This window comes from Fibrobacter sp. UBA3718 (genome assembly GCF_002371935.1).
In the GTDB taxonomy this organism is placed as follows: Bacteria; Fibrobacterota; Fibrobacteria; order Fibrobacterales; family Fibrobacteraceae; genus Fibrobacter.
Map to the genome: position 1 here is coordinate 251,036 of NZ_DFHR01000013.1, position 12,188 is coordinate 263,223.

The 12,188-nt window shown below is 56.0% G+C and carries 11 protein-coding genes; 2 read left to right on the forward strand and 9 right to left on the reverse strand.

From position 1 onward, the window contains the following. Window positions 1-77 precede the first annotated feature (77 nt). From B4A77_RS04270 to rapA, 4 genes are read right to left on the reverse strand one after another with little or no spacing between them, the layout of a single operon-like run. The gene (locus B4A77_RS04270) at window positions 78-503 is read right to left on the reverse strand and encodes a hypothetical protein (protein WP_173366370.1); all 426 of its coding nucleotides are present in this window, start codon (window positions 501-503) and stop codon (window positions 78-80) included. Further along, window positions 503-1,711: a hypothetical protein gene (locus tag B4A77_RS04275; RefSeq protein WP_290738617.1), complete on the reverse strand. Its 1,209-nt coding sequence runs from the start codon at window positions 1,709-1,711 to the stop codon at window positions 503-505. Before B4A77_RS04275 ends, B4A77_RS04270 begins: the two co-directional genes overlap by 1 nt. Window positions 1,712-1,762: 51 nt before the next feature. Further along, window positions 1,763-2,902, reverse strand: coding sequence for a glutamate 5-kinase (gene proB / locus B4A77_RS04280; protein WP_290728337.1), 1,140 nt, complete (start codon window positions 2,900-2,902; stop codon window positions 1,763-1,765). 18 nt (window positions 2,903-2,920) lie between these two features. Continuing rightward, window positions 2,921-5,881, reverse strand: a complete 2,961-nt coding sequence (rapA, locus tag B4A77_RS04285) for an RNA polymerase-associated protein RapA (RefSeq protein WP_290738620.1) — start codon at window positions 5,879-5,881, stop codon at window positions 2,921-2,923. A 61-nt stretch (window positions 5,882-5,942) separates the two neighbouring features. Here rapA and B4A77_RS04290 point away from each other — a divergent pair, with 61 nt between their 5' ends. Together B4A77_RS04290 and murA are read left to right on the forward strand one after the other, a co-directional pair. After that, window positions 5,943-6,758: an RDD family protein gene (locus tag B4A77_RS04290; RefSeq protein WP_173380767.1), complete on the forward strand. Its 816-nt coding sequence runs from the start codon at window positions 5,943-5,945 to the stop codon at window positions 6,756-6,758. Between the two features lie 2 nt (window positions 6,759-6,760). Beyond that, window positions 6,761-8,044 carry a UDP-N-acetylglucosamine 1-carboxyvinyltransferase gene (murA, locus tag B4A77_RS04295; RefSeq protein ID WP_173380766.1) on the forward strand — a complete coding sequence of 428 codons (1,284 nt, stop codon included), beginning with the start codon at window positions 6,761-6,763 and terminating at the stop codon, window positions 8,042-8,044. 116 nt (window positions 8,045-8,160) lie between these two features. Here murA and B4A77_RS04300 read toward each other — a convergent pair whose 3' ends face one another. The 5 genes from B4A77_RS04300 to B4A77_RS04320 are packed head-to-tail and all read right to left on the reverse strand — an operon-like array spanning window position 8,161 to window position 12,184. Continuing rightward, window positions 8,161-9,117 (reverse strand): tetratricopeptide repeat protein, encoded by a 957-nt coding sequence (locus B4A77_RS04300; protein WP_290738624.1) that lies wholly within the window; start codon window positions 9,115-9,117, stop codon window positions 8,161-8,163. A gap of 41 nt (window positions 9,118-9,158) precedes the next feature. Beyond that, complete coding sequence (locus tag B4A77_RS04305) at window positions 9,159-9,755, reverse strand: OmpA family protein (RefSeq protein ID WP_173380764.1); 597 nt, start codon at window positions 9,753-9,755, stop codon at window positions 9,159-9,161. Continuing rightward, the gene (locus tag B4A77_RS04310; protein ID WP_290728345.1) at window positions 9,752-11,041 is read right to left on the reverse strand and encodes a translocation protein TolB; all 1,290 of its coding nucleotides are present in this window, start codon (window positions 11,039-11,041) and stop codon (window positions 9,752-9,754) included. Before B4A77_RS04310 ends, B4A77_RS04305 begins: the two co-directional genes overlap by 4 nt. Window positions 11,042-11,045: 4 nt before the next feature. Beyond that, window positions 11,046-11,780, reverse strand: coding sequence for an energy transducer TonB (locus B4A77_RS04315; RefSeq protein ID WP_290738627.1), 735 nt, complete (start codon window positions 11,778-11,780; stop codon window positions 11,046-11,048). Then, window positions 11,777-12,184 (reverse strand): ExbD/TolR family protein, encoded by a 408-nt coding sequence (locus B4A77_RS04320; protein ID WP_290738632.1) that lies wholly within the window; start codon window positions 12,182-12,184, stop codon window positions 11,777-11,779. The genes B4A77_RS04315 and B4A77_RS04320 overlap by 4 nt, the downstream gene beginning before the upstream one ends. Window positions 12,185-12,188 lie beyond the last annotated feature (4 nt).

Below are 12,188 nucleotides of genomic sequence, written 5' to 3' on the forward strand. Positions count from 1 at the left end.
CTCTGCGGTAAACGCAAGTAATACGAGAAAGCCGACCCAACGGGTCGGCTTCTTTTAAGTTCATTGCAAACTCAGCACTAGTGCATCAAAATGTGCACGCCACCGTCTTCGTTATCCGTAAGGATCATGTAGTTGCTGCCGCCATCGAACTCGAACTCGAGCGGAGTATGGGAGACAATCTCGTACATCGCAGAACAATCCCTTTCCTTGGTTTCGATATTTATCGCGCAGATTTCATGAATGGATTTAAACAGGAGCCTTATCTTGAAAGTTCCCACCCAATCCTGCTCGTAGACGCGGCTACGTTCGCCGGGCTTGAGCGTCTCGCGAATCCAGGGAATCGTCGTATATCCATCCTCCGACACGATATCGAGCCCGACAAAGACACGCTCCGTCTTGTTCTCCACCTGGAGACGCGTCGAGGAATCGGTAAACCAGTGGCTGAGGCAACCCGTAAGGGTAAGCGCACAAAGAAGCAAAGCGATTATAGAAAAGCGTTTCATTACCTACCTCCCTGCGTCAGGGTTGCGCCAGCATCGACCTTCTCATAGCGGACGCCCGTGGCTGTCAGCGGAGCCTGCGTCTGCGACGACGTGGGCAGCGTTATGCCGGAGTTCTGGGGCGCCGCCTGCTTGTTTTTCTGCTTCACGGTATTCGTCTCGATGGGCGCCGTCGTACGGCCGCCGCGGCCAAAGAGGAATTCACCCACGGACTGCAGGTTGAACTGCAGCTCCGCAATCCAAGTTCCCTTCGCATGGAAGAGCCTGTCGTAGTCGGTAGCAGAATTGTAGCCAATGCGGAGCACGGGCAGTTCGATAGCCCAGCCGAACATCAGGTCATCCCATCCGTCATCGTACACGCGGCGGCGGAGGCATGTGAACTCGATGCCGACAAGGCGCGACGGGTCGGGATAATACTTGATTGCCGCGGAATGGAAACCGTCGTCCGGGAAATCGTAGGAGACTTCAGCGTAGAGCCTCTGGGCGAAAAGGTTCTGTTCCCAATGCACTCGGACAAAGTCTTCATCGAAACCGCCGATGACACGCTTGTAGATGGTGGCGTCGATATTCGGAAGGTAGGTCCTGATGCCCGAGGACTTGCCGCCATAAACGGGGCGGTCTTCAAGGTCCATCGAGAGGCGAATCGATTTCACGTTCGCACGATGAAGGCTTGCCTGGGCACTGAATTTCCAGTAGCGGAGTTCCGCCCATGTGTAGAGCAGCGAATCGTTTTCGGCCGGGAAAAAGTCGCCGGCAAATTCCAGATTCTGGTGTTGCATACCTGCAGCAACCGTCCAGTCGTGTTTAGCATCCGTAAACGAGATGCCCCATGTCGTCACCGAGCTCACGTGACCGAAATCGCTGTAGCGCGGGAAAAAGAAGAAGTCCTCGCCGTCCCAGCCGTAGCGGTCGAACCAGAGGAGAAGTCCCAGGAAATAGCCCTTCGAAATTTCGGTACTGGAAAAACCAGCAAAATGGTGGCGGAAGGCAAAGCCCTGGTGTTCGCCGAATTCGCTCTTCAAGGGAATCTGCGACGGGAGCGGCGTATAATACATGCCAACATCAATGAAAGAGCCTTGGCCAAAGAGCAAGATATCGCTCATTTCGCGCAGGTGGTCGTCACGCACCCAGGTTCCCGCACCGACAAGCGACTCAACCGAAATCGCATCGGCAAGCGAAGCCGTCGCCGCAAGCGAAAGCGCAATCGCCATACGTCTTAGTTTACACACAAATCGCATTATCCGCATTCCTCCTGTCACCTGCTAGAACACGACCAAATCGTTCTTGTGGATGAGCTCGTCGGGCACGTCCTTACCTAGAATCTCGTGAACCTGAGCCGTCTTCTTGTGCAACACGAGCTTGAGCGTCTCGCTGTCAAAACCGGCCACGCCACGCGCAACCGCATCGCCCGACGGGCTCAACACCTCGATGAGGTCGCCCTTGTCGAAATGCTTTTTGACGGCACACACGCCCACGGGGAGCAGGCTGGAATGCTTTTCGCGGAGCGCCTTCACGCCGCCCTCGTCCACCACCACGGCCCCGCGCGGAGTCGTAATGAAACTGAGCCAGCGCTGGCGGCTGTTGAGCTTTTTCTTGGAACCCGCAAACAGAGTGCCCTGTGCATTCTCAAAAATCACCTGGTGCGGCAACACCTTCATGCCGTTCGCAAGGAAGGCGTTTGCACCGCTACGCGTCACGTTTCGAATCGCTTCAAGCTTGCTACGCATACCGCCGGTACTCACGGCAGAGCCAGCCTCGCCGGGTTTCCCCGCAAGGGCGAGCACTGCAGGCGTAATTTCGGGCACAAAGCGGAGCAGTCGAGCGTTCGGATTCTTCTTCGGGTTGTCGTCAAAAAGGCCGTCCTCGTCCGTGAATATCAAAAGCAAATCGGCATCGAGGAACAGCGCCACGTCGCTCGAAAGCTTGTCGTTGTCGCCCACCTTGATTTCGGCGACCGCAAGCGAATCGTTCTCGTTGATAATCGGGACAATCTTGCGGGCTAGCATCGCCTTGATGGTGTTCTGCAAGTTCTTGTAGCGGGTGCGGTCGCGGAAGTCATCGGCAGACAAAAGAATCTGTCCCACCGAGAGATCCACCCAGCGGAACATTTCGCGGTAGGCGTACATGAGGTCGATCTGGCCCACGGCGGCGCAGGCCTGCTTTTCGGCAAGCACGGTCGGCTTTTCCTTGTAGCCCAGCTGGCTCATGCCGGTTCCCACGGCACCGCTTGTGACAATCACGACTTCCTTGCCCGCTTCCATGAGACGCGCGACAGAATCGGCAAGTTTCTGGATGTAGCGGGTGCGCACGCCGCCCTTTTCGGAATCCACCAAAATACGGGACCCGATTTTCACGACGATACGGCGGGCCTCATCAAGGATATTCTTACGTAGTTCACTCATTTTCGTAATCCGTATTCTTTACCTGCAAACCACCAGACGAATGGCATCCAAGCGGAGCTGCGGGTTTGCAACGATTTTCTTCCTGTCGAAAACATTCTTGCGCAACTGCTGGAGTTCAGCATTGTTCCCCGCCTTGCCACGCATGGTAAGCAGGTGGTTCACGCGCTGGTATTCCTGTTCCGAACGCGCCTCGACAGCTGCAGCAGCCTTCTCCGCGTATTCCTTGGCAAGTCCGTTCACGCACTGCTTTGCGACGGCGAGACCGCCATGTGCAAAATAGCGGATTGTCGCATCGACCGCCTTGTTTCCCTGCGGGACATTCACATCACGGACTTCCGCATTCTGCAGTTCCGCCAAGTGGGCCGACTGGTCCACGCCGGCAGCATCAACAAGCACGCACGCATAACGCGGACCGACAATGTCCGAGACGCCCCATTCTTCGGGCACAGGAAGTTCTATCGCAAAGTTGTATTGCATCATGAGTCCATGCAATCCGGAGCCAGGCCAGATACAGCACGCGACATTGCCATGGTTGACCCCCGTTTCGAAGTCGATCATGCCCTGGGCAAGCGGGTGTTCTAGGCTCATGAAGTCCACCTCGTCATGAACCATGGCCACCTTGCGGTCGAACGTCACCGTCAAGGAGATGCTATCGGAGCCCTGTTCTTCCTCTTCGCTCTGGGCCGCCACCATGCCACGACTCGGCATCCCGGCGATAGAACCTTCCTCTATCTGCGGACCCATCGTGATGATTTCACACCCGGCAACGGCACTCTTGTCGATTTCCAGCCCCCTGGAACGGAGCGAATCAAGCAACAGTTCACGCAGCTCGGGTTCCGCATCGATACGTTCGATTTCGTCGGTAATTTCTTTCGCCTTCTCGGGATTGCGGCTGTTGAATTCAAGCAGGCGATCACGGCCCTTCTCGATATTCTTGCGCATCTGTTCGCAGTCCTTGCGGACCTGAGGGATTACGTTTTCAACAAAGTTTTCAAGCGAGTGGCGCGGGTCCGCCAAGGCTTCGATGAGGCTATCGGTATACTTGAGGAACAGCTCTCCGCCACTCATCAGCGGGGCGCCGAAAGCGTTCAGGCCGTCGTTATACCAGCGGAACATCACCTCCTGGCCGGAGCCCTTCACGTAGGGCACATGCATCACGATGTCCTTCGTCTGGCCGATGCGGTCGAGACGGCCGATGCGCTGTTCCACGAGAGCGGCATCCAACGGAAGGTCGAAAAGCACCAGGTGGTGCGCGAACTGGAAGTTGCGGCCTTCCGAGCCGATTTCAGACGCGATGAGAAGATTCGCCCCGTTCTCCTTGCTGAAGTTCGCGGCAGCCTTGTCGCGCGCCATGATGGTCATATCCTCGTGGAACATGGAGAATGCGCCCTCGCCGAGGTAGTCCGTCAGGATAGATTCCAGCGCCAGCACGACCTCAATCGATTCACAAATCAGTAGGACCTTGTCGTTTGCATGTTCCTTGAGAAATTCCTTGAGCCATACGATACGTTCATCCAAGTCCCAGGCGTCCGAATATCGCGTGCAAAGGAGGCCGTTCTCCTGAATGTCCGTCGAGGCGTCCAGGTCCTTCTCGGCCGCAATTTCAACCATTTCACGATATTTCGGGTTCGGCTCCAGACAAACGGCATCCAGCTTGCGCTTGGGGAATCCGCCCACGCCCTTTCGCGTATTGCGGAACACCACGGAACCCGTACCCATGCCGTCCACGATGCGGCGAATCCATTCGCCCGCAGTCATCGACTTCGAATTTTCCTGTTCAAGCCAGGGACGAATCTTGGAATTCTTGGGAACCGATTCGTACAGGTCTTCCCAGCTCATCTGATGGTTGGGGTCGGTCGGCAGCTTGGAAAGGTCATTCACCAGCTTGCGGTAGGCCTCCTGGTCCTTGATGAACTCGCCATAGTCCGAGAAGCGGGCCGGGTCGAGCATCTTGAGGCGGTTGAACTGCGATTCGGGATGCAGCTGCAAAGGCGTTCCCGTCAAGAGGAGAACGCCCTTCGAGCGGGCGAGCACAGCGTTCGCGAGCATGTATTCGTGACTGGTAAAGCCATCTTCACAAACAAGATGATGGGCCTCGTCGATAATGGTCATGTCCCACTGCGTCTTGAGCAGGTCCTCGATCAACGCAGGCTGGCTCATCAAGAAATCGATAGAGACGATGATATTGTTGCTCTGCATGAAGGGATTGGGTTTCACCTCATCCTTTGCCACAGAAAGGAACAACCCGCGGATAAAGCCTTCGTCGACCAGGGTAAACAGCTGGTTGAATCGGCGTTTCATCTCGATCATCCACTGATGCTTGAGAGTCTCGGGCACAATGATGAGGGAACGCTGGACGCGGCCACGGGCGTTGAGCGCATGCCAAATCATACCCGCCTCAATCGTCTTCCCAAGGCCAACCTCGTCGCTAAGCATAAGGCGCGGAAGCATCGAGCTTGCGCAGGCACGATAGCAAAGGTAGTACTGGTGAGGAATCATGCTCACGCGGGGACCGATCATGCCACGCACCGGAGAGGACTTCCAGTGGCACAGAAGTTCCATGGCACGGCGCCTGCGTTCAAAAGCCTTCGAGGAAACATTCCCCGAAGACACCTCGTCCACCTTGTCCCGGCCAATCTTCATGAGGCTCTGGAACAAGTCGGATGGTCTTGCCATCTGCTTCGCCGTGAGGTCCGATTCCTTCATTTCGCGACCGCCGCGACCTACATAGATGACCACGCCGTCGACCTCGCGGACGCTTTCGACGACAAAGGAGACTCCCTTTTCGTTCTTGGCGGTTTCGCCCGGCTGCAATATAAAACGGTCAACCGGAGAAGAATCGACACGGTATATACGAATTTGACCAACTAGGGGGAAAGAAAACTGAACGGTGCGGCCCTGCACCTCGGATACAATTCCAAGACCCAGATCCGGCTCTGACTGGCTAACGAAACGTTGCCCCGGCTTAAACATACTCATAGGGGATAATTTAGTAATTTTCATAGAAAACGGCCTTCGAATTTTCTAACTTTGACATTGTATGAAATGGTATTTTATTGACGAGAGCATCACCGATGGAGAACGTAGGCAGGGTCCTTATTCTATCGATGAAATCCGCGAATTTGTAAACCAGGGAAAAATAACGGAAACAACGCTCGTATGGCATAGCGGCGAAGAAGATTGGAAGCCCTGGAGTGCCTACAAGGAGGAATTTTCCGCCCCCGACGATGCGGACCTCGCCCGCGAAGAACTTTTGGAGAATACTATAAAGGCCCTCGAAGAGGTCATGAAAAAAGAGCAATTCGCCAGGTACCGCTACGCAGGGTTCTTCACGAGAGCCGCCGCCTATATTGTAGACAACCTCATTCTCGGCTTTATCTGCGGAGGAATACTCTTCATTCTCTCTGCCACTGGAGTTGTCGACTTCCCCGCGCTCCAGGAAGCCCTCAACAGCCTCGCAGATTCCGCATCGACTACGGAAGCCGTGTCCAAGCTGCCAAGCATACGTGGAGTTTCCCTGTTCATGGGCATCTTGAACGTCATACAGGCGCTCTACTTTATCATTTTTCACGCCATCTATTCTGCGACCCCGGGCAAGATGCTTGTCCACATCCACGTGGAGACCCGCGAAGGAGCTAAAATCGGATGGGGCGGAGCCACCGCGCGCTACCTTTGCAGTATACTCACTCAAATGACCCTGTTTTTTTATGGACTCGGATACCTAATCGTTTGCATCGACCCAAGGCGCAGGGCGCTTCACGACTGGATTGCAAGGACATCGGTTGTCTTTAACGAAGAAGCCAGGATTTCCAAAGCACCCCGTAGCGAATCCAACGACGAGTCCAAGGAGAATTAAAAATGTACCGTTTTGAAGTTCACCAGGCAAAAAAGCCCCTCGAAGGCGAAGTCCCCGTTTCGGGCGCGAAGAACGCCGTACTTGCCGTGATGGCAGCAGCGCTCCTTGCCGATGGTGTTTCCGAAATCACGAACGTGCCGCACCTCAAGGACATGAAGACCATGAGCGACGTGCTGCGCGTCATCGGATGCCGCATCAGCGGCGAAGCCCACAACCTCAAAATCGACACGCGCGGAGCCGACCATCTCGAAGCCCCCTACGAACTTGTGAAGACGATGCGCGCAAGTTTCTACGTCCTTGGCCCGCTCGTTGCCAGGTTCGGACGCTGCCGTGTTTCTCTCCCCGGCGGATGCGCATGGGGTCCGCGCCCGGTCGACCTCCACCTCAAGGGACTCGAAGCGCTCGGAGCAAAGATTACGCTCACGCGCGGCTACGTCGAGGCGACCTGCGAAGGCAGGCTTCCCGGCGGCACCTTCTACTTCCCCATTTCGAGCGTGGGAGCCACGGTCAACGTGCTGATGGCAGCGACACTCGCCAAGGGGACGAGCGTTCTACAGAACGCGGCGCTCGAACCCGAAATCGACAACCTCGTCGACTACCTTATCGGCATGGGCGCCAAGATTCAGGGCCGCGGAACGCGCACCCTCACCGTGCAGGGCGTCGAAAGCCTCCGCCCGGGCAAAGGTTTCACGATTCCCGACCGCATCGAGGCGGGCACATACCTCTGTGCAGCCGCCATCACGCGAGGCCGCGTAAAGGTCACGAAGATTATCCCCGACCACATCGCCTCTACGCTCGACGCCTTCCGTGACATGGGCTGCAAGGTGAGTGTCGGTGCGGACTGGGCCGAAGTCGACGCCCGCAATGTAGAACTCAAGCCCATCACCATCCAGACGCTCCCCTTCCCGGGATACCCCACTGACATGCAGGCCCCCCTCATGGCGACCCTCGTCTCGATACCGGGCAACAGCGTCATCCAGGATACCGTCTATAACGACCGCTTCAAGCACGTGGCCGAACTGCAGCGTCTCGGCGCCGACATCCAGGTCAACGGCAACACGGCGACCATCAAGGGTGGCACCAAGCTCGAAGGCACCGAAATCATGGGTAGCGACCTGAGAGCGACGGCAGCGCTCGTACTCGCCGCGTTCATCGCCGAAGGCGAGAGCACCGTGAGCCGCGTGTACCACCTCGACCGCGGTTATGAGGATTTCGAGAACAAGATGGCTAAGATCGGCGGCGTCGTGATTCGCCACAGCGACGACGAAGACGACGATGCTTTTTGAGAAATAAACTTCGGCGATGAAACAAGTTTCTTCGTAAGCGTCTTAGTACGGCAAGGGAGGGCTCCGCCCTCCCTAAAACCCTCTCGTCACTCGAAACAAGTTTCTTCGTGGGCGCCTTACGGCGCGGACGCGGGCACTGCGGCGGGCTGTGATTCAGCAGGCGCGGCCGTGGAAGGTTTCGGCACATCGCGCACTACGGGTTCACAAGCTTCGACCGGGGCTCCCGAGGCCTTTTTTTCTTCACGCTCCAAAATAAACTGCAGCATTTCGGCGGCTTGTTCGAACTCGGCGGACTTTTCACAAAGTTTGTTCGCCAAGATCTTCTGCAAGTACTGCTTCTGCGATTCAATGTTGCATTCGTCGCCATAGATTCCCGCTAGCTTGAACAGAGCAGTGCAGGTTTTGCCCCCGTCAGGGAAACTCTGCGTCAAGGCATCGAGAACCTTCTTCGCCTTTTCAATCTGGTTCACTTCGACCAGGCAAAGCGCCATCCAGTAGAGCGAGTTTTCACCGAGCTCGCCAGATTTCATTTGTTCATAGACCTGCTTGAATCCCGTATAGGCAAGCTTGTATTCGCCACGATGGTAATCGGAACGGGCCGTATTGAACATGGCTTCGGCTTCCACGAGGCGTTCGGCCTCGCGTTCGACGCTATCCATAGAAATCGGGGCCTGCGGGGCGCCACTGACCACGACCTTCTTCGCGAGAATCTTGTCGGACTTTCCAAGCAGCATGTCGAGCCGGTAGATGATTTCTTCCTGGCGCGAATCGTTGCGTTCGGATTCATCACTCACACGGCGCGAAAGGATGGAGAGTTCCGCCATCATGCGCTTCTGCAGCAAGGCAGACGCTTCCTGCTGGGCAAGAAGTTCAGCCTTGAGCGAATCCACGCGCTTGCGGAGGTTCTTGTTGTCGGCCCTGAGCTTATGCATGGCGGAATCGAGGTTGCTGAGAACCGCAACCTGCACGTCCGTACCGACATTACGCATTTCTTCGGTGCGGAGCACCGTCATCTGCGAGCAGCCCGTAAGCGAGAGCGCCGCCAAGGCAATTCCTACTATGATTTTTTTCATATTCTACGAGTGTTGCTAGAAACTATGACTCTATATTGTTATTACGGCTGGATGTTCACGCGGAAGTTCGCACGGCGGTTCTGGGAATAGGCTTCTTCCGTTTCGCCCTGAGCCTTCGGAGCTTCCTTACCGTAGCTCACGGATTCCATGCGCTTGCCATCGATACCGTAGGTATTGAGGAATTCCTTTACCTTCATGGCGCGCTTTGCACCCAAAGTAAAGTTGTAGTCTTCGGTACCGCGAGCATCGGTATGGCCCTCGATGGTAATCGTGAAACGGGTTTCCTTCAGCAGGAGCTCACCCACCTGAGCCAAGAGTTCCCTGGCCTTTTCGGTAAGCTCGGAGCGGTCAAAGTCGAAATAGACATCCTCGCTCATGATCTGGTTGATAAGAGCTTCGAGGCGGGCGCGTTCGGCTTCAAGGCGTTCGGCTTCGAGCCGTGCCTGCTCTGCAGCGAGGGAATCCGCATTCAACGCGGGTTCCGCAGGAGCGGCGGGCTGCTCTGCAGCGGGAGCTGCCGCAGCAGCCGGGGCGGGTGCGGGAGCCGGAGCAGTCTCGGGAGGCGGGTTCTTCGAACACGCCACGAGGGCAAGACTCGCCACACAAGAAATCATCGCGAGTTTAAATGCGAATTTCATTGATTACCTTCCTTTTTTTGTTGTTTAATATCTTCGTTGAACCAGGACCACGTAGGCGCAGTGTTCTCGCCGCCCTGGGTAATGCGGGTCACGTTCGCGCCGTCGAACCGCATAATGTAAATCTGGTAAGTCCCGCTACGGTTGCTCGAAAAAGCAATCAGCTTGCCATCGGGCGACCAGGTCGGGTGTTCGTTGTTGCCCGCGTTGTTCGTGAGCTGCACGATGTCGCTCCCGTCAAGAGCGCAGGTATAAATGTTCATCTTGCCGTTGTCCATCGAGGTGTACACGATGCGGTCCCCATTCGGCGACCAACTGGCGCGCTCGTTGTAGCGACCCATGAACGTCACGCGGCGCAGGTCAGATCCGTCCTTCTCCATCACGAAAATCTGCGGGCTTCCCCCGCGGTCACTCGTGAACAGCACTTCGCTTGCGGTCGGGCTCCACGCGGGACTCGTCTGGTTGCTCTTCAGGTACGCAAACTTCCTCGCCTTGCCCGTTTCCATATTGCCAAGATAGAGATCCGTTTTTCCATCCACGGTCGAAGAAAAAAGGAGCTCCCCCGTCCTGGGATTCACGGCGGGACTGTAGGTCTGGTCAAACTGGGCGAATAGCGGATATTCCGCACCGCCGAACTTTTTCGCATACAGGCGCGGCCTACGCGTCTTGAAGTTTACGTACACAAGGCCTGCATTTCCACGCATCCACACGGGCATCATGCTGATAGTCGAGTCACGCGTCACCTGGCTGCGGTGGAAGCCGTCGTAATCAGAAATTACCACCTGCTTTACGCCGTCGATCTTGGAAACAAAGGCTAGCCTGGTCGTCGCAACGCCGCGTTCACCCGTAATGCAAAGAGTCGCCTTGTCGAAAAAATCGTGGACTGCGCGACGCAGATTTTTTTGCTTTACCGTGTAACTTTCGCCGAGGCGGAGCGTCTTCGACTTCGACACGTAGAGAAAGCATTCCACCTTGAGCAGGCCATCCGCCAGGGGAGAAACTTTCCCCGTCATGTAGTAATCCGCATGGCTACGGCTGAAAAGCGCAAGGTTGAACTTTTCAGAAGCGACAACGTCAAATCGACCGGAGAGATTCGCATCACGTGTAAGAATCTGGTGCGGACGCTCCTCAATCCATTCGATTCCAGGTTTTTCCTCGAAAGGCACAATGCCTATGGGAGTCGTCTTGAACACTGAAATTCCCACGTCGACGGCAATCGTATCGATAGACGCGAATACGCACGGCGCGGAGAATACCAAAAAAGCAAGCAGGACAAACAATCTTTTCATAGCGTCAGTTCGGAGTAAAGTTAAAATGCAGCACGAGGCTCGGGGCGCGGTAGTTCGGCGGCAGTTCGGGCACCTTCGAAATCTGCACCGCGCGCACGGAAAGGTGGTCCCACGCCTTGTTGCCCGACGACTTCTTGAGAATCACTGCGGTAATACCGCCGAAGCGGTCCACCTGGAACTGCACGGTTGTCTTCGCATCGCGGCCCACCTTCAAGTCCTTGGGCGGCTTAAAGTTGCTCATGATAATCTTCTTAAGCTGTTCGAGATAGACCTGCATCAGCGGATCCATGTCCACGGAACCCACCGGATTCAGACTCGGGGCCTCCACTGCAACGGGCAGGTCGAGATCGTCGACCGGGAAATCCTCCTGCGGTTCCGGTTCGGGCTCCGGTTCTGGTTCCGGCGGAACCTCTTCGTGCACCTCCTCGGGCTTCTGCTCCGGCTCGGGCTTAATCTCTGGCGGGAGTTCCTTGTTCACCTTGGGCTTCGGAGGCTCCTTGGGCTTCGGTGGCTCGGGAGGCCTCGGCTGTACCGGCTTCGGGGGCGGAGGTGGCTGGGCCACCTGCACCATCTCGAACACGGGAATTTTCTCGGGTTCAGGCTTCAGGTTCACGTAATGCAGCCCGATGAAGAACGCGGCAACGGCAAAATGGAAGACAACCGCAACCACGATTATCTTCACGAGCGTGGAATCCACGTCCGAGCTGAAGTACTTTATCCTTTCTTCTTCCTTGCTCATTTACCCGGTTTTTCTTTAGGATTCATCGTAAGGAACCCGAGTTTTGTCACGCCCAATTTTTGCACCTGCGTAACGACCTTCATCACGAGCCCGTAATGGACGTTCTCGTCGGAATTGATGACGACCGCCATCTCTCCGTTCCAGAGGGACTTGAACACGTTGTTGAAACTGCTGAAATCCACCTGCATGTCGGCGATGTAGATCTTCTCGTCCTTGGTGATGGACACCTTCAAAAGTTTTTCCTGCTCCATCGTCGGGGCTTCGGCCTTCGGGAGGTCGACCTTCACGCCCTGGCTCATGAGCGGAGCGGAGATGATGAACACGATAAGGATCGAGAACACGATGTCGATCATGTTCGTGAGGTTCATCTCCTGCTTGAGTTCTTTTCCGCGGCTACGCTTCACCTAG